Genomic DNA, 21203 nt, shown 5'->3' on the forward strand with positions numbered 1-21203 from the left:
GTTCTAACTGGCGATTAAAATGATCGACGCGATCAAATCCGTAATTTTAGGTATAGTTCAAGGCATTTCCGAATGGTTACCCATAAGTAGTAAAACGCAAGAACTCCTAGCTTCTCACTTCCTCATTGGACTTGCAATAACCGTAGCTTACACCTTCGGTCTCTTCATGGAAATGGGATCTATAGGCTCTGCATCGATCTACTTCAGAAAAGACGTCATGGCTGTTTTTAGGGACAAGTTCTTACTTAAATTCCTCGTAATAGTAACCCTAGTAACAGGTATTGTAGGCGTACCGCTTTATGTCATCTCCGATAAGTTATTACAGAACGCTTATAACCCGTCTATACCAATGCTTGTACTAGGGGTTATACTAATACTGGATGGCATCTACATCAAGTTTACGAGAGAGAATATAAAGCCCAGAGAGCTCAGAGAGATGTCTCTAAAACACATTGTCATTATAGGCTTTGCTCAAGGGTTAGCCGCCTTACCGGGGGTAAGCCGATCAGGAATGACGGTATCGACAATGCTTTTATTAGGGATAAAACCTGAGGAAGCGTTCAAGTACTCGTATTTAGCCTATATACCAGCTGCTTTAGGTGCTGTCTTCACCACACTCGTATTCACGAGGCATAACGTCAGTTACGCAATTCATTATATCGGTATAGAGGGTCTGATATTAGCAGTTGTGACGGCTCTAATAACGGGTATATTGGTGATAGGGATATTAATGAAAGTAGCCAAGACTAGGAAAGTATATCTGATCAACTTCATGCTAGGAGCTATTGCGATTGTAGTAAGCTTAGTAACGTTACTTCTCTAAAATTTTTCGCGCAGTACAAAGTAATTAACCTATTTACGCAAAATAAATAGTATGAGAGCTTATGCGAGAGCCGAATGGGATCCTTTAAAAAAAGTGGCATTACATAAGCCGGGGCTGGAAGTCTTTTTCGGGCTTTTAGAGCCTGAAAAGTCACTCTTCAAGAGGAGATTTGACTTCGTTAAGGCTAGAAAAGAGTACGAAGAGTTAATAGACGCGTTGAAATCTGAGGGCGTGGCTACTTTCAGAGTATTGAGAAGCATTATTAGGAGAGCGTTAAAAGACGAGAAATTTTATGAAAAGTTGAAGAGAGTAGTAGGGGTCAACGCAGATCCTTGGTTTTTAGCGAAATTGTTGGTGCTTAGGCCCAAGTTCATTTCGACTAATGGTGAGGTAAGAGTAGAGTTGGTAAACCCCTTATCTAATCTATACTTTATGAGGGATCAACAAATAACAACAAAGAACGGGGTTGTCATAGGTAGGATGGCTAAACCTCAGAGGAGTGCTGAGACGGAACTGGTGAAACTTTTCTGGGAGTCGATCTCTGTTAAATACGGCGAAGTAAAGGAGGGATATTTAGAGGGAGGAGACTTCTACCCCATGGGGGACTTTTATTTAGTGGGCGTGGGGAACAGAAGCGATATGAACGGGGTTAAAGAACTAATAAATAGCGGTGAAGAAGTAGTAATAGTGAAAGAACCTATATCAACAGAGTTCTTCCATTTAGACACATATTTCAACGTAATATCGCGTGAGTTGGTGGTCGGTGTAAAAGAACTACTGCAACATAGTACTGTTGAAGTTTATTCTGAAGGGAAATTAGTGAGGAGGGGATTAGATATGCTAACATACCTTAAGGAGAAGGAGTTTAATATACACTACGTAAATTTGGATGAGGCTAAAAAGTTCGCTACTAATTTCCTGACCCTGAATGCTGGGAAAATACTTTCTCCTTATGACTTGAAAATTTCGGGTGTCGACTCCGTTGTAATTAACGTTGAAAACCTAACTGGAGGGTTCGGTGGGATACATTGCATGTCAGCAGTTATAGAAAGAGGGTTAGGGTAAGAAATGGTGTTTCTCGTCCTCAATTATCTTTCCTATCTCACCCGTGGGTTCAAAGTTCTTTAGATAAAAATCTAGTGCACCTGATTCTGCCTTATTCACAACGTAACGGATCGCCTTGTAGCCAAGCAAAGCAGCAATGACCCCTACCACGTATAAGAGGTAGAAAACCGGCTTTTCCAACATACTTCTTCTATACTTCTTGAAATACTCCCAGTGGTACATCTCATTCTCATAAGCACGTTTAAATCTCTCCTCCTTCCTGACATTATATATGCCTTTCGCGAGTCCCGTAGCACCCGCTTCTCCGAGGAGTGCAAGTAAGTATTTGTCCACGATAGTGAGATCTACTGGGAATTTTAAAATTACTGTGAGAAAAAAGAGAATTCAAATTTTTAAGCGAGCATCTACAAATTTAAGTCTTCCTAACCAAGATGTATATCGCAATTATGCCGATAAACGTAAGAATAGGAAAGATATCTAAAAACGAGGAAGAGTATTATTTTACTTATGACGGTGGAAAATGGAGACAAGTTAAGCTCAAGGAAAAAGCATGGCACTCGCTGAAATCACTGAAGTACGTTGAGGGTATTTTAGACGAGAAAGATGACGCGGTAATAAAAAGAGTTTACAAGAGAAGCGGGAAAGTCATATCTATAGATTATTTCGTCAAGAAGGGAGATTCGTTAGAAGACCTTAATTGCATAAAGGGTACTGAGTTCGAGGGAGAAACGATCGAAATCTGCAAAACTAATGACATGACAATTTACAGATACGCAGGGAGTTATTTTGAAGATAAGAACTCTCTTGTGAAGTTCTTGACCCTACGGATCAGAAGGAGGGTAGAAGAGAGATTAGGAGGCGAGGTAATCTCACTAGATACAAAGCTCAAAGGGGAGACCGATAAAGCTTACCTTCTCGTAATTAAAGGGAAGGAAGTGTGGGTTCCCAAGAGCGTTGGTAAATATCTAGACGGTAAAGTAACTTTGCCCGTCTGGTTTGTGAAGAACAATAACCTTGCTGATGTTAAAGATTATGAAGAAAGGATTGATAACGAGGTTAAAAAGTATGAGGAAAAAATCGCCAGATTGGTATTTGAACTGTAGTAAAAATAAAAGTGTTATAGAACGAGAAAGGACAGAAGATATAACGCTATACTTAAGGATATCAAGGTCATGGATAAGTTTATAGCCCATTTTCCTTCAAATCCCGGTAAATTAAGTTTGTGGAAAACCAAGTGAATACCCCCAAACACGATTAACACCGTACCAATCGTTGTAAACACTATTCTTAAGAGGAATATCGGATCGATTATCATATATTTAATTTTACATTTTATGCTTTAAAGCTTAATTGGAATTTTCAACTTAATTCTCTTAAATCATCTCTTACATCTTCCAGCCTCTTCAATATATTGTCTAGGTCACGTTTGTCCAGATCCTCTCCGTTATAAGCTCTCTCTAATAAGTCATCTATATCAGAGAGTATATCCTGAAGTTCTTCTTTAGCTTTCTCCAGAGTCTCGACCTCTTCTTTATTAACCATAATTAAAAATTAATACGTCCCTTATTTAAAGCAAACGTATGGTTAATCTATCCAAGAAGTTGGAGCCTAGGGAGGAATCAGTTAGATCTTCACTTATATACGCTCAGTCCCTCAGTTCAATCGCCCCACTTGGATCCGTTTCGGCTTACCTGACGTACGCATTACAGAGTTCCTTAGCCTCAACATTCCTAGCAGGTATAATGGGGGCATTAATCTACTTCCTTTGGGTTCTGATTGGTTATAATTATTCAAAGGTCATAGCGACTACTGGTGGTACTTACGATTTCGCTAGGAGTGGAGGAGGTGAACTCTTAGGGAGAATTGCCGGATGGCTTTATTGGTTGAGTTACGGCGTATATCTCTCTTCAGCATCAACCTATCTAGCTGGGATAGTTATACCCTCAGAATTTAACGTAAGTCCAGCGATTTTTGAGATCGCGATTCCCCTGCTTTTAACGCTTCTTCTACTAACGGGTATAAGACCACCACTGATCTACGCATTAATAACTTCAAGCATTGAAGTAGCGTTAATTTTCATATTGGGTATAAAAGTCCTATCACTCACTGGGGTATCAACCCTTCCTCTATCACTAACCGTTCCTCCTGCTGACTTTTTCTCAGGGGCTCTAGCAGTTGGATTTACATTAGCTGGAGGAGGCGCCTCGTTCTTCTTGGGATATGAAGCTAAAGGTAAGGGAAAAACCGTAGGGAAGTCCTATATTATAGCCTACTGGGTTGCAGCTGTAACGGTAGTCTTCGCGTCTTATTTTGAAATAGCCGCCGTAGGATATAGTAACGTTGGTGTCTCTAATTTACTCCAAGTGACTCAATACCCAGGTTTTTACATAGCTCAAGAGTTTATGGGAAGTAAATTCGCATTAATATTCTTCATCCTCACGATTAATAGCTTAATAGGCTCGGTTACAGCCGCGTATGTAGCCCTTTCAAGGCTAACGTATACTTTAGTCAAAAGGGATATGGTAGTGTCAATAGCAATACTAGCCTTCATGTTCACGTTAATAAACACGTATGCGGCTGTTTCACAGTCTTATGTTTCGGTGTATACTAACACTACTGAAGTCAGTTTGATAACATTATACTCGTCTCATGTTATAATCTCCTCTGTCTACCCGTTTTTCAAAAGGAAGGTAGTTAACAAGGTCACAGTGACTGATTTGCTCCTTTCAATATTTTCTACCCTCCTTATGGGTTACGGTATTTTCAGTAATCTGATACCACTAACTTCGACCTCTTTATACGGGTTAATTTCATTAATCATAGGTGTTGTAATTGGATCTATACACTGGTGGTTCAAACGATCGACATAATTGAAAACTTACTTAGGATGGGTAAGCCTCTAACTGCATTGCGTTTTCTTAAACAGTTCGTGAAAGACAACTCGAAACTCATGAGAAATAATGAAGAGTGTGAGACTGTCAAAAAAATTGTGATGGCTTTTCCCTCGCTTAATGACGAGAGCTGGAGATATTTTGTACCCAAACCACAAAAAGAAGAAATAGAGTATTTAATACAGAAAGTTAAGGAATGTTTCCCTATTTCGTGATACGTAAAGTTTTGAGGTATTTAATCAGCCTTTTATAATCATATTATAAGTAAGTTTATAACTTACTTAATTCAAATTTTTACATAATGACAACAGTAACAGAAAAAGTGGACGAAGCAAAGTGGGGTATTAATCATTGGAAGCTGTTCATCTCCCTCAGCTTAGGCTATTTAATGTGGGGACTTGTTACTTCAATCGCACCTTTAACATATAGCCTAGCTAAGGGAAACCCGATATACATAGCATTACCAGCTCTATATCCGTTAATAGGAACGTTATTGCTACCTTATCTCTCAGACAAAGTACTTGGGAGAAAGAGGACGTTTTACATTACTTTAATACTCTATTTGGTTGGTGCGCTTATTGTCTCTGGTGCCGCTTATTATATATCCTCCTCCAGTGTTGCGTTTTTACCTTTAGTGCTTGTGGGACTTCTGTTAGCAAATATAGGCGTTGAGGGAGAAGTACCTACTGGACTTTCTTACGCAGCTGAGAACTTCCCCTTAAAGTGGAGGGAAAAGCTGTTGATTCTAATACCTAATTTTGATAATATCGGAATAACTGTTGCTGCATCGTTATCATTGATAGCCTTCTCACAGATATCTTCTCCTACGTTTGTAATGGAAGTATTAGGATTTTCGGCGATACTGGTTAGCGTTGTCTTGACTTTCGTGAGATTTTCGTTACCGGAGTCCGTAAGATGGCTCGTAACTAAAGGTAAAGTGAATGAAGCCGAGAAAAATGCCGAATTGCTACTAACCAAAGGTGAGGACGCAGTAACTCCTATGACCAATATCAGAGTCTATAAAATACCTTTAAGAACAAGATATTTGTTCCTTGTTATTTTAGGAGTATCCCAGTACCTTACTTTCGGTCTGATGGCATATACAATCGCAGATTATTACTTCTCCAACAACCAATATTATCTATCCACGATAGTATTTGTCGCTTCTCTAGCTACTGTATTAGCTGGTTTCTTAGCATCATATATCGTGGATAAGATAAGAACTAGATTTTATGTGATGTTATCTTATATGGGTGGTACTGTTACTATGTTACCGATACTCGCACTAGTTATGATAGCGAGTAGTATTACTGGGGCTTACCTAGTAATGTTTTACATCCTATTAGCACTAAACATGTTATTCAGTGAGTTTGCATGGGGAGCAAGGACAATATTGGAACCTCTTTTATTCCCTACGGAAAATAGGGCTTTCCTGATAGGTCTTGTGAGGACTATACCAATAGTTTCTTATGCAATATCAGTTTACTTAACGAGCAGTATTCCGTTAGTTGATTACGTCTTACTTAACCTTACACTTTGGGGAATGGGTGCCGTAGCTTCATTATGGTGGTTTTTCAGAGGCTATGATACAAATCTTGTTCCACTAGAGGAGATCACTACTGAAAACCTTTCTCAACAAGGTTAAAGCTGATTTTTTCCCACATACTTTTTCTTATTAAAGCTACAATGAGGACAGAAACTGAAGTTAACAAGAACAAGACGCTAGTTAACAAGAATAGACCAGCTGTAATTGTCAGCGCTATAATTATATAATCAACCATTATAACCACTATCATACCGCTTCCAGCCTTGTAGTTGTAAACCTCACCTCTGAACTGTATCGGGTTCAGTTTACTCATAAGGATTGCTGTGACTAAGTACCCTGCCATTACGCCACTAAAAAGCGATATGCCTACTGTAAATCTTCCTAGTATAGAGTCTACAATTACAAAGGGAAGTGAGAGGAAGGGGTCGGACTTTCATTGAGGTTTCATGAATTTGTATTCAACCTCTCGTCCTCATTCCCCTTGTCCGGCTCCCCACGCCTAGGTTAGGGAGTATGGACTCCCAGCCACGACATGGGGAGCCTCATCGAACCCATCCTCCCCCTCACATTGCTCATCGAGTTCATTGTAGGGTTCTCTTCTACATGATAATGTTAACGGAAATGTTTATAAACTTTGCGGTTACTTATAAGCATATGGAACAGATTGTTTTCCATGGTGTCATATCCTCAGCTGGTAGGGATAAGTACGGGGATCAGAGGTATACAATAAACGTGCCGAAAAATGTTAGGGATAAGGTTAGTAAAATCGCTGGAAAGGAGGTGATAGTAATTGTCATCCTACCAGACGATGAGGAATAGGATTATCTGTTCTAGGGAAGCCCTCGAAAACTTCCAATTCGTTACAATAAACGGTAAGGTAATTTTTGAAAATAAGGATAAAGTTGTTAGGATTGCTAGGGCTTACTCACAAGTTGTTAAGAGTGCTCTTAATCCACTCTTTGACGGGAAGAGTGTTGACGAACTGACTAAGGAGTTTTACAACATCTTACCAAATTATGTTTACCTTGAAACCGCTTTAAAACAAGCTAAGACAATTACTGACGGTTTGTTAGAAAGGGAGGAAGAGAGGGGTGAGATAATTCATGCAAGGATAAGGAAGTTTTGGTTCGGTAGTAGGGGAAATAAAAGCGATAAAGGGAACAGAAATATCAAGTTCCACGTTTTGGAAGACCACGTGGAAGTTAGAGTTAAAGACCCTTGGGGTAAGTGGATTTATGCAAAAGCTTACTTCGGCAAGGAGTACTTGCCATTGCTTAAAGAATTAGAAGAATTATCTCGAAGGAGAGAAGAGGGTTATGGTGCTGTAGTAAGTTTCAAGCATTATCCAATGATTCACCTTCAAATCCCACTCTGGTTATATTTGAAGTACTTCTCTTCACCAAAACCCAATGGTTACGGTTTAATTGCTGGTTTTGATTTGAACAGTGATAGACTAAACGTTGTTGTGATTAACAAGGATGGTAAAGTCGTTGCTAAAAAGACGTGGTGGTATTCTGAAGTTGTTTCTCACGGTTTTCCTAAGGAGAAAGCAAGGGCTTTACGTTTGAATGCTCTTTCAGAGTCTCTTAATTCCCTATCGAGGATTGGTGTTGATTACGTTGTTTTTGAGGACTTATTCTTAGTTAAGAAGAAGAAATTTACGAGGAGTAAGAGCGGTAATAGGAAGGTTTCGCGATTTGCTAAGAAGCAGTTGTTAATTCACGTTGTTATTAAAGCGTTAAGGTTAGGTTTTAACGTTATTCTAGTTAATCCTAAGGGTACTACTAACTCAGAGGATCACGAAAGGGTGATGAGGGAAAAGGGTTTTGATAGGCATACAGCCTCAGCTTACTTAATAGCCTTAAAAGGATTAGGAATGTTGAATGATGCCAAATGATATAAATTTCACGGCTTATCGGAAACTGCTGATGACGGCAGTTTGTAGAGTCTTAATAATTATTTTTTCTGCTATTATTCTCCCCTGGTCTAAAGACATAAAGGTAAGCCAAGGTCTCTCTTGTGAAAGTGCATAAAGACCGGTAGTAGACAGAAAGGACACGATCAGTACATTAGGTGCTATAATCCCCGTATAAAACGATGGGCGAAAAGTTATTTCTACACACAAATATACTAAGGAGATAAGAGCTGAAATCCCTATAGCCTTATAGTAAGGGATAATGTAGAAGAATATCCTTCTCCCAGAAAAAGTAGAACCATAACCCCAAACGAACTCATAATTATTCAAGATTATACGAAGAACAGATTGTTTACCGTCAATGAGACTGCTTCTTTTGGTTCTAACTTTAGACCCAGATAGTTGTAAATCAGCATACCTAACGGAGTAATAAAGTACGAGTGCAGAAAGGATTAGGGAGCTTAGAATTCCGCTTAATAAGTGTCCAAATATTAACGCTGTTGGTGTAAAGTAGAAGTGAAAATAAGGTAACCAACTTAGAAAAACTAATGCAAAGATTATATAGAACTTGTTTTTTGCTAAGGCCAAAGAACTTACTGCTATTCCGAAAATTGAAAAAGAGGTGAAAGCGATATATGAGTACGGAGGGGGATAGAGCAAAATCATGTAAGTACTGAGAACTATAAAGTAAGCTCCCCCGGTAAACATGCTTCCTACTACATATAAAAGGGCTAATGTTGTAGTCTTTACTGGGGAGGTCAGTAAAAAGTCAAAATCTGCCTTTTGGACTATTGAGGAAAATAAATTAAAGACTAAGAAGAACGTAACAAATTCTAGGGCACTTATTTTTAGTTGGGGAGATAGATAGGTAACAAATATTATTTTTCCTATACTGAGGTAAAACAACACCATTAAACCAGAAAATACAATAGTTAATATGACAAAGCTTTTAGTAAATCTTGATAAAATGAAGAACTTAAGAATATAAAAAAGATAGGTTAAATTATCGTATTTCACAGATAGTTAAAGATTTCAGTGTAATTTATTTGTTTAGGAGAAATTATCATAGCGCCATAATCCACTCCATTGGTTCCCTTTTCAATACCTATTATGACGTATAAAGACTGTCCGTTGTCTTTCTGTGCAGTCAATTCATAAACTACTGCCGTAGAGTTCTTTACTATAACATTTCCTTCAAAACTATACTTATGGGTTTCGAATAGGAAGAAATGGAATAGATTTTCAAGCTTTGTGAAGTTTGCAGAGGTTGAGTTAGCCTTTAGTATTATCATCTGGTCATTGGCAAACCCTTCAAAACTCGTGTTCTTTACATATCCTTGAAATATTAAGCCGCTTATTGGGGAAGGTAGAACCTTAGGAGAGTTATACAGAGAAATTATCATATTTACGGCTTCAGACGCGGATATGTTATCGTGAGCAAAATACACGTAATGACCGTCGAAACCTATTGCAGTTTTGTTGGCGTAATAGTATATGAGGTTCTTATAAGAGCCTTGTTTGAACCCGTGCTGTGTTAAAGTCGAGTTTATATAATAAAATATTAAGGAAGCTTCCGGTCCTTCCACTTGAATATAACCTAGTACTCCTCTTGTGTTGTTGTACTCAAGTACGTGAATTACTCCTTCTCCGAATATTTTAGTGAGATTACTCACATTGTAACCATAAGCCGAAACAAAGCTACTTAATGCGGAAAGATTGTATATATAGATTGTACCTATGTAGTGTGGATCTTCTAAAGTAGTTTGTTGTGAGCTAGACGCTAGGCTATGTGTTTCAAACATAAGGAAACCTAATACTGAGATTAAAATTACAATTGTTATTAAAACTCCTTTAAATAACGCCTTCATGATTTATAATGTAATCCGTAAAGATTAAAAACTTTTACCAAATAGCTTATTTCAAGAATATAATACGTCCTTAAATATCCTTTCTATCGTTTTAGTAGATATTGCTCTTCTAATTATCTCCCTTAAAGCCTTTTTCATCTCCTCTGACTTAGCTATATCTGCCATAGAGAACTCTAGCCTTGGTGAGGTAACTATCTTGGACTGGGCATCTGAAACTACATCTTCATAGTTCTGGCTCTTAAGGTAATCAACAACTAAAGTCAGCTTACTCTCTAACATTATGGGGTCGTTTATTATGGAATTTAGATACTTGACGATTAAATCCTTTTTGTCAGATGCCTTTAGGTTGCTCTTATAAGTGTCACTGAAGTGTTTTGACAATATAGGGAAGGTAATTGTTATGAAGTACTGCTCTCCTCCTAGGCTCCATAGCCCGACTTTTTCTGCAATTTCATCTACTGACTGGATTAACGCATCTTTCATCGAAACAAGTGCTAAATCTAAGATATCTTTCTCAGCATCAGCAGCATTCTCGGCGACTTCGGTCTGCTGAATTACGTTCTCTTTATAAAGTTGACCGTATACCGATAAAGTTCCGAACTTCCACGTCGAGAAAGGGCATATTGTCGCTACTTGCTTTTTGCTATAAGGGAATGGAAAACCCTGATAAGTAGTAAAAGTCAAACCCGCACACTCATCATCATCACCTTCAATTCCTAATTTCTTAGCCCAACAACCGGTATGTATTTTTCCTTGGACTTTATCCTTAATTACCTCATAAGCTAAAATCCCCTTTTGGTCTGAAAACTTGTTGTAAACGTACAAACCCTCCGGACACATAAAGTATACGTTTATAGCCCCACTGTTGTTCTTTTCTTCAATAATTGATATAACTTTCTTCCTTGCTCCTTCGTCATCTCCTGCTAAATAATCATCGAAGCCACAGCACCTCCCAGAGATTAGTCTAACTCTAGGAGAGAATTGTGCAGGGAGGTTATCTCCATTATCTAATAAGAACTGTAAGAACCCTCTCAGACCGATAGGATCATATTTAGCAGCACACCCCACAAATAGGAAGAATAGAGGTCTATTCCTATACTTCTCATTTAACTTCTTCTCAAGTGCTCTTATGTCAGCCGTCACGTCAGATATCTCAATCGGAGGCTTAGTAGTTGGTGATACTTTGTTTAAACCTTCAGTCATTAATTCACTAATAGGGATATTTACTGGACATATCTCCTCGTCTTTAGCACAACCGAAACATGTTTCGAAGCTAGTCTCTTCAAATATAAGACGACCTATTCTACCCATGGGAGAAAAGACTGGGTTACCCGTTATTTTATATGCTAAACAAACATCTAAACATAACCCACAATTTATGCACTTTAACGAGTCTACGTATAATTTGGATATTTTACTGTATTGTTTAGGTGTCTTTACTTTCTTTCCAATCTCTTTAAGAATTGTTAATTCTAATGTTGTATATTCCCTTGGGCTGGGAAAAGGTTTTACATCTTTGTTTTTAAGCAGGAATTCAGAGATCTTCTCCAGATCATTAAATTTTGCGTTACCTATAGTTACGTAATACTTCTCAGGCGAGTTATAATTTATAATGTAAGTCAAAACTTCCTCATAGTTCGGGATCGAAAAGATCTTATTTCTGGAAGTCGGAGGATATAAAAGGATTAGAGGGAAATAATCCCTCTTAAAACTTCTTATTATCTGAGAGCTAAAGTCACTAAGCAAAGTATAGGAATCCACGTTACCACTACTGCTTATACCCAAAAATTTAGCGTAAAATGAGGGCAAATAATACCTTTCCTTACCGTCTACAATTACGGCACTCCACGCATATTCTGTCTCCGTGTCTACTTCTATGACCTCTGGATACTTAGCTGTCATTACAGTTGCTACATTAGATCCAACAAGCTTGTGTACTTCCTTTTTACCCCTCACAAAACCGAACTTATAACTACCAAATCCTGAACCATTACTCGATATAAACCCTCCTACTGTTCCCTTCAGGTAGAAGGGTAAAAGAACGGGTACAAAGCCCAAAGGCTTTAACTCAGTTAATAAGTCCTCGAATGTTAAACCAGGGGCCACATTATAGTATTTATAAACTGAAGAACCGCCCTGTTCTTTGCTCTCCTCTATCTTATTTCCATTACCTAAAAGGTTAGGAGATGCGACATATTTGGCTCTAGCATATCTTATTAAGTCACCTGAGACGGATGTAGCCTTGCCCACGTAAACTACTTGCTCAGTTTTATCGAGATACTTCTCTATTTTCTTAATGTCTATTGTAGTCAAAGCTCTACTAAAGAGTGACGCGTCTGTAATTATCGTCATTTATTACTCACTGTAAGATTGATTAAGAGATTAATATATATACTTGGGCCTATAAACTTTTGTACAAATTGCACTTAGAGGTATCAGTACCACTAAATGTTTCTGGAGTCTGGTACCCAGTTTATGATAACGACATCTCAAAAAGTGGTTCAATAGGTCTTTCTTTAACATTAGAACCAAAACTAGTTGTAACCGGAAAATTGAGCGACCGTGAAAAGATAACCGTCATCAGAAGTAACGGTGATAGATTGGAACTAGATAACTTCAAGAACTTACTTACATTGAAGAAGTTGGGTACGTTATCTATAGATGTATACAGCGAAGTACCTTTGGGTTATGGTTACGGAATGAGCGGTGCAATAAGCTTAGGATACGCAATAATAGCTTATGAATTGGGATTAACGGATTTAAGGAAGGCATTACTTACAGCTCACGAAAGCGAGGTCCTGTCAAAAAACGGTCTAGGCGACGTTATTTCGGAGTATTACGGAGGCGGGATAGTTTACAGAAAAAAACCTGGCGCACCTACTATAGGGGAAGTGGAAGTATTTACAGTTACGGATGACGTACAAATCTGTAGTTTACCAGAGTCACGACTTTCAACGAGCCTTCTCCTCAAGACCAACGAACATGCATTAAACTACATAAACCAGTTCCTCCTTAATCCTACTATCCACAAATTCTTCGAAGTGGCGAAGAAGTTCACAGAGGAATTAGGTTTTATCTCTCCGTATAAAGACTCATTTAAAAAGAAAGGCTTAATACTTAAACTAGGAGAGTGTGAAGAAGGATGGATAAAGCACAAGGTAGCAAGGAGTGGAGTGTCCGTTCACTGATCCCAGAAAACCACCCCAGAAAAGAATCCCTCATAATAAGGGAAAAAATCGTAGAAGGATTAGAGGAAGGGTATGTGGTCCCACAAGGGCTGATAGCTCACGGAAGGGGGGAATGCTTCGATTATCTAATAGGGGAAAAGACTCAACAATTTGCAATAGACGCGATCAAAGCCTCTGTAGCAACACTTTTACTAGCTAAACATCCCGTGATATCAGTTAACGGAAATATGGCGGCTCTTGTGCCTAAAGAGATCGTGGAGCTAGCAAAAGAAGTAAACGCAAAGATTGAGGTAAACTTGTTCTACAGAACTGTTGAAAGAGAAAAGGCTATTGAAAAAGTTCTAAGAGAAGCGGGGGCTGAAGAAGTTCTGGGAGTGGGTGAAGACGCCTCAGCCACAATACCTGAGTTATTCAGTGAAAGGAGAAGGGTAAGTCCGAGAGGGATATTAATTGCCGACGTAGTCTTACTAGCTCTGGAGGACGGTGACAGAACTGAGGCTTTAACGAGGATGGGGAAAAAGGTAATAGCGATCGACCTAAATCCTCTGTCTAGGACTGCAAGAATGGCGTCAATAACTATTGTAGACAACGTGATAAGGGCTTTCCCAATCTTGATAAAATACGCGAGGGCAATGAAGAGCTATAGCAGAGATACACTAGAGGAGATAGTTAAAAAATACGATAATAAAACAGTACTCACTACCTCCTTGAGGTTTATAGCTCAACGGTTATCTGAAATTTCCTTGTAGTTTTCTCTAGCTGGGAATTTACCGCTCTTTACATCGTTTATGTATTCGTTAACTGCCTTATCAATTATCTCTTTTAGATTTACGTATGCCTTTGCGAAATAGGGTGAGAAGTCAGTAAAGCCCAACAGATCGTGAATAACAAGTATTTGTCCATCGCAATAAGGACCTGCACCAATACATATTGTAGGAACACTCACACTTTCTGTGATCTTTTTTGCAACTTCGGCGTAAGTGTTTTCAACGACAATTGAAAACACACCTGCATCTTCTAATGCTTTAGCATCCCTTATGAGTTGCTCGGCTTCCTTCTCTCTCTTTCCTATAGTCCTGAAACCTCCTATTCTCAGAAAACGCTGGGGAGTCAAACCTATATGCCCCATGACCGGGATTCCTGCCTTAATTATCGCCCTTATTACGTCAACAACTTCTTCTCCTCCTTCTAACTTAACTGCGTCAGCACCATTTCTAGTTAATTTTCCCGCATTTCTTACCCCTTCATTAACCGAGACCTCGTAGGAGAGAAAAGGCATGTCTGCAACAATTAACTGTTTCGGCTTAGCTCTGGCAACAGCTGATACATGTCTTACCATATCCGACATTGTAACATTCAAAGTATTCTCTAGACCAAGAACTACCATCCCTAATGAGTCTCCTACAAGGATTCCATCCAAATCTGTATTAGATATCACTTTCGCTGTCGGGTAGTCGTAAGCTGTGAGCATGGTTATCCTTTCTTTCCTCTCCTTCTTCTTCAGAAAATCCCTGATCGAAACCTTTGCCATAAATCCTCTTCCCTACTTTATAAGCTAAGGTTAATAACTTGTTAATCTGCTTTGCAATTCCTTGAGTCTCCTCATACTGAATAGCATCATCATATAATTGCGTTAGTTGTTCTATTTCATCAAAGACTAACTTCCTGAAGTTTTTCTTGTCCATCTCCGAAAGAACAGTTTTCCTAGAGTAGAATTCTAGCTTACGTTGAAGCTCCTTCGGATCAAGAGAGTAAAATTTTAGGAAGATAAGTCTAACCCTTGGGTCTTGTTGACCGGAATCAGAAAGCGCAAAAGAGACTTGTTCCTTGTCTAAGAACTTCCACCAGTGCTGATTGGAACTTTTGTATGTAGTTTCCGTTATACCGAAATCCTTTTCTAAGCTTCGTAAGAGCATTTTAGGGTCAAAGTTATAACCCATGTCTATGAGTTTGTCAACGACCCCTTTGTAACTGAAATCACCTAACTCTTTATTCTCGTTCTCTTCGCTGTACTCCAATGCAGCCCTCAATACAAATTCTCCTCTCTCTCCGAACTTTAATAGGAACTCGGCAGTTCTGTCTCTGATACTCCCAGTAATCACAACTAGTTTTTTTCTAACGATTTTAAATTTTAACAAAGTATATATTATGGTATAATGAATTCCGAGATAGCCGTAAGTGTTACCAACGTTTTTAAAAAGTTTAACAATTCCCTAATTCTCAAGGGCATTACCTTCGATGTATTTAAGGAAGACGTTTTTGGCCTCATTGGACCTAATGGCGCGGGAAAGACTACTACCCTGAGGATAATAGCTGGGATTATCAAAAGATATGAGGGAGAAGTAAGTGTCTTCTCTTACAAACCAGAAAAGGCTAAGGAGTTAGGACTCATCTCATACATGCCCGAAGACGCTTTTCCGTATGAAAGGCTCACTGGCTTAGAGAACCTGAACTTATTCGCGGAAATTTATGCTAGAGGTGACAAAAAACTCGTTGAAGAGTATGTAGAGATAGGCGTAAAAATTGCAGACTTAGGGAAAAAAATATACGAGAAGACTTCCACATACAGCAGAGGCATGAAAAGGAGGTTAATTGTAGCCAGAACATTAATGACTAAGCCTAAACTAGCTATCCTCGACGAGCCTACCTCTGCATTAGACGTCGAATCTTCTGTGAGGATAAGGAATGTCATAAGCAATATGGCTAAAAAATTGGGAAGCACTATAATCCTTTCTTCACACAACATGCTCGAAGTGGAGTACATGTGTAACAAAGTAGCAATGATAAACGACGGAAAGATAATACAGATAGGTACCCCTACTGAGATAACAGAAAAACTGGGAGTCAGAAACTTGGAGGAAGCTTTCCTAAAGGTGGTTAGCCGTGATCAGAGTGTTCCTAGCTAAAGAGTTCACTGAAATAAAGAGGGATAAGAAGCTGTTACTTTCCACAATAATTTTACCATTTATTCTGCTCCCCATAGTAGGGATAGTCCTTTATGCCTCGGTTTCTGCCCAACCTCCGGTTATAGCCGTGATAAACCATAACCCGTTAAATGACTTCTACGTTAGTATTGTTACCAATTATATTCAGAGCAGAGGAGGAATAGTTGAGACCAATATATCCTCCTCAATGTATCCGGACGTAATCATAGAGTTTCCTAACGACTTTTATCAGAACGCTAGCAACATAAGTAGGCAGGCTTACATAATTTATCAAGTGGTTATCTCATCTAATCAGCAAGCATCAGATCTAGCTCAGGGTGCGTTATATCAGTTGTTACTTAATATATCCAACTCTAGAATTTATTACTTGGAACATGAGGCAAAAATAAACGTGTCGGTTGTAGATATAAGAGAACCTATATACCTACTCCTTGGTTACAGAACCGTAACTGGACACCCTACTTCAAGTAGCGCTGGACAATTAGCAGAGCTTACGAGAATAATAGCGTTAATAATATTCCCCAGTGCAACTCCGATAGTATTCTATTTGCTTGAGGGAATAACCGGAGAAAGGGAAAGGAGAACTCTCGAATCATTACTGGCTACACCACTTTCAGTAAGGTCGTTTCTCTTCTCTAAGTTAATAGTGGCTTCAGTCTTAGGGCTATTCTCTTCTCTCGGGGATATAATTGGTACCCTCTTATTCGTATTACTATCCAGTGTATCCCTCAGTCTTAATATTAGCCTGACATTACCCTTCTTAGGAATGATAGTTATCGTGTACCTTTTATCAGTGCTGTTAACCGGAGCGCTAAGTTTAATATTTCTAGTAATATTAGGTGGATCAGTTAGAAATATTCAAGTGATTAACTTTATAGTAATAAGCTTTGGAATGATAGCCTCGTTTACTGCACTGTTTATAAATCCTGCCCAACTAAGTTTTCCCTTGTCTACTATATACATTATACCATACGTGCAAATTAGTCTTGGGTTACTCCTATATGTATTCGGATCAATACAAGAATCCATATTCTCTTTATTAGTAACGTTTCTAGTCTCTGTATTTTTAATATATTTATCATCCAGGGCATTTGACTCTGAGAGACTTCTCTTAAAATGAAAAATATTTTATTTTTATACACTAATGATTAGATCATGGGAGTAAAAGCCTACGTTTTAATCGTAACAACTGTTGGGAAAGAAACAGACGTAGCTAATGAAGTTAAAAAGATCAACGGGGTTAAGGAAGCAAACCCCGTATATGGAGAATACGATGTAGTAATTGAGATAAATGCAGAAAACTTGGACGAGTTAAATAAGGTAATTGCACAGATAAGGAAGAACTCGGCTATACTGAGAACCGTAACCCTAATTGTAATGTAATCAGTTCGAGGAATCAATTCATCATCTTTTTTAAGTATCTTTATCAGGACGTCCCTGTAACATCATTTTTAGAATGAGTTAGAATGATCCTATTCTAAGGATTGGGGGGACCCACCTACGTTCATAAGCCCTTGGGACACAAGGGCATTTCGCGTAGGCCCAATTATAATTATTTACTATCCTTATTTATAATTTCCACTTCCTCATCCTCAGCTTCCTTCTCATATAGTTTCTTGATAAGCTCATTGACCATACTCTCCAGCTGTGCTATTCTTGCTTCTAGGAACACCATATTTTCTTCTAGTCTAGAGTATTTATCGTCTTCTTTTTCATCGTTATCCTCCTCATCAAAGGAGTTCTTTAGCCCACTCCTTATGTAAAATTTCACTAAGTCTGTAATCTGCACTCCCATCTCATCGGCCTTTCTCTTCAATTCCTCGTAAAGTGATTCTGGCAAAGATAAGTGTATAGTGGGCAATGTGTATTCTCCTCTGAATAAAAGTATATGAAAACAAATATATTAATCTTCATCAAGTAATCTTCCTCTCGTAAGTGGAATATGGAAATACCGCTCCAGATAATATTTAAACCGAAGCAAGAGGAGTATTAATTTGGGTAGTAAGATGAGAGTTGTAACATTTAAGGTAGAAGAAGACTTATTAGAACTATTAGACAGATATGCAATAAGATATAATTTAAATAGATCAGAGGCAATCAGAAAAGCAATCGAAACGTTAGTAAAAGGAGAATTAGAAAAGGAGACTGTTCCGGTTGCTAAAGTAGAGAAAGTAAAGCTATAATCGTTTCTTTTATCCTTGTAAAAGGACGGCAAGCCATAGGTTTAATGGTTTGAAGCCCTTAAGGCATTGTCTTTTTATAATCCAACCTTTTACGCCCATCTCTTTGTATTTTTGTTAAATAGACTATATGCATAGGAGACAACTATAAGTTAGATTTTACTAGCAGTAGGCTAAGATTGATGGAAAGGGATTAATGAATCTGTTTGGATGTTTTTGGTCAATAAATTTAACTTCCTTTATATTACATTTTTTATTTATATTACACCTTGATAATTCCTCTTCTCTTCTGAGTACTGCTTTAGTCTAAGGAAACTTAACAGTTGTTAAGTAAAACAATCAGCTAAAGAAAGTAAAGTGCTCACATTTGTGTGGTGTAGAATTTCAGATTTAAACTCTCTACTACCTTAAAATAACCAGATTTTAACCAATCCTTTAATATTAATTTGCCTTTTTATGTTCAAGTTTCCTAATTTTATTTTTATTATAAAATTCTATGATTTTTCCCAAAAGTAATGAGAGAATAACTTCAGGGTCTAATACTACTTTGTTATCGTTTGTCTTCTTGTGACCCTCCAAGAGTTCCTTATCCAGATTATATCCTTTCGTAATTCCAAATAACTTTTCGGTAATTTCTTTGTTTTTAACTAACTTTCGATCAAATAACTTATAGCTTCATCGTATGAAACCCTTTTATCGGTATTTTTCTAGTATAATGAAGATCTCTGTAAGCTTCTTTTTTGTTTCTGATTTTAATCTTATGATTTCTACACTTTTATCCATTAACGTAAGTTACATCATTTTTTCAGAAAACTGAGTAGAAAATCGCACCAGTTATTGTTAATAAATTAAATATACCACGTCGTAATGGAAATCTATATCTAGAGGAGTAGATCAGGGTTTACACGTTGCTTATGTATGTCCTAAACTCTGTCATAATGTGTTCAAATGAAGGATGAATGTTGTTGAACTGCTATTTAGTATATATTGAAGTACACGACGCTTCCCTTTTCTATAGTTTCCTCGTTTACTTCAGGCTTATTTATTTGAATTATCTTTATCCCCTCAGTGTTCGCTAGTTGCAAGAAAGGCTCTATAGGATCTAATGGCATGTAGTGTCCTTTAACCCAATAATGCATAGGAAAAACTACTTTAGGGTTTAACGCCTTGATAAGTTGAATAGCCTCTGACGGGTTTATAGTTATCACACCTCCAACGGGAATCATTAAGTAATCTGGATTTTTCAATTCATCAACTGACTTTTCATCTAATAAGTGCCCTAGATCACCTAAATGCACGTAGGTTTTTCCGTTGGGTGACGTTATTTTATATATAGCAGTCTCTCCCCTTCTTTTACCTTTCTCTTTATCGTGGTAAGCCTTTATCCCCTTTATTGTATAGTTTTTGTACGTAAATTCTCCGTAATACTTAAGTTTCACGGTTTCATGAGGTATTATTTCATATGCATTATGGTCGTAATGATTATGGGTGATTAGAATTAGTGAGGCTTTAACCTCAGGTCTCGGTAATCCAATACTTCCACCGTCATGGGGGTCAATTAATATTAAATTATCTAGAAAAAATGCCGAGTGTAATAAAAATCTTATCATGCATTTATTTTTTTAGTAGAAACTTTAATAGCTATCGCTTTTGCATCGTCTACTGTTACCTTGTGTCCGGTTTCAGCAAGTGCTTTTATCTCCTTCAAAACCTCTCTTAACTCATCGTCTGTAAGCTCAATACCTTGATCAGATAACAATTTCTTTAACCCGTGAATTCCGCTGTGCTTTCCTAATGCTATCCTCCTGAAGTTTCCAACTTCTTCAGGTGATATTGGCTCGTAAGTTAAGGGGTTTTCGATAACACCATGAACGTGAATACCTGACTCGTGACCGAACGCATTCTCTCCTACGATTGCCTTAAAGTAAGGTACGGGTACCCCCGTTAATTCCGAAACCAACTTCGAAGTCTCATACAATTTATAAGTTTTTACTCCGACCTCATAACCGAGTAATTTCTTTAACGCCATAACCACCTCTTCCAGTGAAGCGTTTCCAGCCCTCTCACCTATACCGTTAACAGTCACATGTACTTGCCTGGCTCCTGCCATAACACCTGCTATCGAATTAGCCGTAGCTAAACCGAAATCGTTGTGACAATGTACGCTTATTATCTTCCCGTCAGCGACCTTTACTACCTTACTTATCAAATCGTAAAACTTGAAGGGGTGCATTACACCCACGGTATCTGGAATATTAACTCTATCAGCTCCCGCTTCTACAGCAGTTTTAACAGCCTTAAGTAGGAACTCTTCATCAGTTCTTGTCGCATCCTCAGGTGAATACTCCACAATCAAACCGTGGTCTTTCGCATACCTTACTGACTCATATATCCTATCTAGAACTTGCTCCCTCGTCATTTTCAGCTTGTACTTTAAGTGTATATCTGATGTTGCAATGAATACGTGAATACTTGCTATACCAGTATCTATAGTTCTATCTATATCTTGCTTTACAGCCCTTGATAACCCTATTACCTCTACCATATCCCCTACTTCGTCTAATATCTTCTTAGTCGCCTCGAACTCTCCTTCAGATGCCGCTGGAAATCCTGCCTCTATTACGTCTACTCCTAGGTCTGCTAGTTGTTTTGCTATTCTTACCTTTTGCTCTATAGTTAAGTCTATTCCGGGTGCTTGCTCTCCATCTCTCAGGGTCGTGTCAAATATCCTGACTTTTTTTGAGTTAACAAAGAAAAGACATCCCAAATTTTTCTTTGCTTA

At 38.2% G+C, this 21203-nt stretch carries 26 protein-coding genes; 14 read left to right on the forward strand and 12 right to left on the reverse strand.

From position 1 onward, the window contains the following. Window positions 1-19: 19 nt before the first annotated feature. Entirely contained in the window at window positions 20-823 is an 804-nt protein-coding gene (locus WIW89_RS05060) for an undecaprenyl-diphosphate phosphatase (RefSeq protein ID WP_337719974.1), read from the forward strand. A gap of 51 nt (window positions 824-874) precedes the next feature. Beyond that, on the forward strand, window positions 875-1888 hold the full coding sequence (locus WIW89_RS05065) for an arginine deiminase family protein (protein WP_337719975.1): 1014 nt from the start codon (window positions 875-877) through the stop codon (window positions 1886-1888). On the opposite strand, the gene WIW89_RS05070 is transcribed toward WIW89_RS05065, so the two are convergent. Then, window positions 1880-2221, reverse strand: coding sequence for a hypothetical protein (locus tag WIW89_RS05070; RefSeq protein WP_337700454.1), 342 nt, complete (start codon window positions 2219-2221; stop codon window positions 1880-1882). The two genes, WIW89_RS05065 and WIW89_RS05070, sit on opposite strands and share 9 nt — an antisense overlap. Window positions 2222-2319: 98 nt before the next feature. Between WIW89_RS05070 and WIW89_RS05075 the strand changes: the two genes are divergently transcribed. Then, window positions 2320-2991, forward strand: coding sequence for a hypothetical protein (locus WIW89_RS05075; protein WP_337719976.1), 672 nt, complete (start codon window positions 2320-2322; stop codon window positions 2989-2991). Between the two features lie 14 nt (window positions 2992-3005). Here the strand turns inward: WIW89_RS05075 and WIW89_RS05080 are convergent, their stop codons facing one another. Both WIW89_RS05080 and WIW89_RS05085 read right to left on the reverse strand, forming a co-directional pair. After that, window positions 3006-3203 carry a hypothetical protein gene (locus WIW89_RS05080; RefSeq protein WP_337700449.1) on the reverse strand — a complete coding sequence of 66 codons (198 nt, stop codon included), beginning with the start codon at window positions 3201-3203 and terminating at the stop codon, window positions 3006-3008. Window positions 3204-3247: 44 nt separating this feature from the next. Continuing rightward, entirely contained in the window at window positions 3248-3430 is a 183-nt protein-coding gene (locus tag WIW89_RS05085) for a hypothetical protein (protein ID WP_337709581.1), read from the reverse strand. A gap of 38 nt (window positions 3431-3468) precedes the next feature. On the opposite strand from WIW89_RS05085, the gene WIW89_RS05090 reads away from it, so the two are divergent. The 3 genes from WIW89_RS05090 (at window position 3469) to WIW89_RS05100 (ending at window position 6424) form a co-directional block, all read left to right on the forward strand. After that, window positions 3469-4758 carry an APC family permease gene (locus WIW89_RS05090; protein WP_337719977.1) on the forward strand — a complete coding sequence of 430 codons (1290 nt, stop codon included), beginning with the start codon at window positions 3469-3471 and terminating at the stop codon, window positions 4756-4758. Beyond that, complete coding sequence (locus WIW89_RS05095; protein ID WP_337700443.1) at window positions 4737-4994, forward strand: hypothetical protein; 258 nt, start codon at window positions 4737-4739, stop codon at window positions 4992-4994. Before WIW89_RS05090 ends, WIW89_RS05095 begins: the two co-directional genes overlap by 22 nt. Window positions 4995-5080: 86 nt before the next feature. Beyond that, window positions 5081-6424 carry an MFS transporter gene (locus WIW89_RS05100; protein WP_337719978.1) on the forward strand — a complete coding sequence of 448 codons (1344 nt, stop codon included), beginning with the start codon at window positions 5081-5083 and terminating at the stop codon, window positions 6422-6424. Here WIW89_RS05100 and WIW89_RS05105 read toward each other — a convergent pair. Next, the gene (locus WIW89_RS05105; protein WP_337719979.1) at window positions 6396-6668 is read right to left on the reverse strand and encodes a hypothetical protein; all 273 of its coding nucleotides are present in this window, start codon (window positions 6666-6668) and stop codon (window positions 6396-6398) included. The genes WIW89_RS05100 and WIW89_RS05105 overlap by 29 nt on opposite strands. 311 nt (window positions 6669-6979) lie before the next feature. Here WIW89_RS05105 and WIW89_RS05110 point away from each other — a divergent pair, with 311 nt between their 5' ends. Both WIW89_RS05110 and WIW89_RS05115 read left to right on the forward strand, forming a co-directional pair. Then, window positions 6980-7144, forward strand: a complete 165-nt coding sequence (locus tag WIW89_RS05110) for a hypothetical protein (protein ID WP_337719980.1) — start codon at window positions 6980-6982, stop codon at window positions 7142-7144. Beyond that, window positions 7134-8222, forward strand: a complete 1089-nt coding sequence (locus tag WIW89_RS05115; RefSeq protein ID WP_337720030.1) for a hypothetical protein — start codon at window positions 7134-7136, stop codon at window positions 8220-8222. Before WIW89_RS05110 ends, WIW89_RS05115 begins: the two co-directional genes overlap by 11 nt. 15 nt (window positions 8223-8237) lie before the next feature. On the opposite strand, the gene WIW89_RS05120 is transcribed toward WIW89_RS05115, so the two are convergent. From WIW89_RS05120 to WIW89_RS05130, 3 genes are all read right to left on the reverse strand, one after another. Continuing rightward, on the reverse strand, window positions 8238-9152 hold the full coding sequence (locus WIW89_RS05120; protein WP_337719981.1) for a hypothetical protein: 915 nt from the start codon (window positions 9150-9152) through the stop codon (window positions 8238-8240). Between the two features lie 101 nt (window positions 9153-9253). Continuing rightward, entirely contained in the window at window positions 9254-10108 is an 855-nt protein-coding gene (locus WIW89_RS05125; RefSeq protein ID WP_337719982.1) for a hypothetical protein, read from the reverse strand. A gap of 51 nt (window positions 10109-10159) precedes the next feature. Then, complete coding sequence (locus WIW89_RS05130) at window positions 10160-12460, reverse strand: 4Fe-4S dicluster domain-containing protein (protein ID WP_337719983.1); 2301 nt, start codon at window positions 12458-12460, stop codon at window positions 10160-10162. Window positions 12461-12519: 59 nt separating this feature from the next. Between WIW89_RS05130 and WIW89_RS05135 the strand changes: the two genes are divergently transcribed. Next, window positions 12520-13296 carry a GHMP family kinase ATP-binding protein gene (locus tag WIW89_RS05135; protein ID WP_337719984.1) on the forward strand — a complete coding sequence of 259 codons (777 nt, stop codon included), beginning with the start codon at window positions 12520-12522 and terminating at the stop codon, window positions 13294-13296. Further along, on the forward strand, window positions 13251-14045 hold the full coding sequence (locus WIW89_RS05140; RefSeq protein WP_337719985.1) for a 4-phosphopantoate--beta-alanine ligase: 795 nt from the start codon (window positions 13251-13253) through the stop codon (window positions 14043-14045). The genes WIW89_RS05135 and WIW89_RS05140 overlap by 46 nt, the downstream gene beginning before the upstream one ends. Here the strand turns inward: WIW89_RS05140 and panB are convergent. Together panB and WIW89_RS05150 are read right to left on the reverse strand one after the other, a co-directional pair. Next, window positions 14018-14827, reverse strand: coding sequence for a 3-methyl-2-oxobutanoate hydroxymethyltransferase (panB, locus tag WIW89_RS05145; RefSeq protein ID WP_337719986.1), 810 nt, complete (start codon window positions 14825-14827; stop codon window positions 14018-14020). The two genes, WIW89_RS05140 and panB, sit on opposite strands and share 28 nt — an antisense overlap. Then, window positions 14724-15398, reverse strand: a complete 675-nt coding sequence (locus WIW89_RS05150) for a hypothetical protein (protein WP_337710041.1) — start codon at window positions 15396-15398, stop codon at window positions 14724-14726. The genes panB and WIW89_RS05150 overlap by 104 nt, the downstream gene beginning before the upstream one ends. A 54-nt stretch (window positions 15399-15452) precedes the next feature. Here WIW89_RS05150 and WIW89_RS05155 point away from each other — a divergent pair, with 54 nt between their 5' ends. The 3 genes from WIW89_RS05155 to WIW89_RS05165 are packed head-to-tail and all read left to right on the forward strand — an operon-like array spanning window position 15453 to window position 17624. Beyond that, window positions 15453-16202, forward strand: a complete 750-nt coding sequence (locus WIW89_RS05155; protein WP_337710040.1) for an ABC transporter ATP-binding protein — start codon at window positions 15453-15455, stop codon at window positions 16200-16202. Beyond that, window positions 16180-17361 (forward strand): ABC transporter permease, encoded by a 1182-nt coding sequence (locus WIW89_RS05160; protein ID WP_337710038.1) that lies wholly within the window; start codon window positions 16180-16182, stop codon window positions 17359-17361. Before WIW89_RS05155 ends, WIW89_RS05160 begins: the two co-directional genes overlap by 23 nt. 35 nt (window positions 17362-17396) lie before the next feature. Continuing rightward, window positions 17397-17624: an Lrp/AsnC ligand binding domain-containing protein gene (locus tag WIW89_RS05165; RefSeq protein WP_156007152.1), complete on the forward strand. Its 228-nt coding sequence runs from the start codon at window positions 17397-17399 to the stop codon at window positions 17622-17624. 169 nt (window positions 17625-17793) lie between these two features. On the opposite strand, the gene WIW89_RS05170 is transcribed toward WIW89_RS05165, so the two are convergent. Continuing rightward, the gene (locus WIW89_RS05170) at window positions 17794-18102 is read right to left on the reverse strand and encodes a hypothetical protein (RefSeq protein ID WP_337700420.1); all 309 of its coding nucleotides are present in this window, start codon (window positions 18100-18102) and stop codon (window positions 17794-17796) included. A gap of 145 nt (window positions 18103-18247) precedes the next feature. On the opposite strand from WIW89_RS05170, the gene WIW89_RS05175 reads away from it, so the two are divergent. Continuing rightward, window positions 18248-18424: a ribbon-helix-helix protein, CopG family gene (locus WIW89_RS05175; protein WP_337700538.1), complete on the forward strand. Its 177-nt coding sequence runs from the start codon at window positions 18248-18250 to the stop codon at window positions 18422-18424. A 974-nt stretch (window positions 18425-19398) separates the two neighbouring features. On the opposite strand, the gene WIW89_RS05180 is transcribed toward WIW89_RS05175, so the two are convergent. Both WIW89_RS05180 and WIW89_RS05185 read right to left on the reverse strand, forming a co-directional pair. Further along, window positions 19399-20031, reverse strand: coding sequence for an MBL fold metallo-hydrolase (locus WIW89_RS05180; protein ID WP_337719987.1), 633 nt, complete (start codon window positions 20029-20031; stop codon window positions 19399-19401). Continuing rightward, window positions 20028-21188: an isopropylmalate synthase gene (locus tag WIW89_RS05185; protein ID WP_337719988.1), complete on the reverse strand. Its 1161-nt coding sequence runs from the start codon at window positions 21186-21188 to the stop codon at window positions 20028-20030. Before WIW89_RS05185 ends, WIW89_RS05180 begins: the two co-directional genes overlap by 4 nt. Window positions 21189-21203 lie beyond the last annotated feature (15 nt).

Source organism: Stygiolobus sp. CP850M (genome assembly GCF_037389425.1).
Classification (GTDB): Archaea; Thermoproteota; Thermoprotei_A; order Sulfolobales; family Sulfolobaceae; genus Stygiolobus.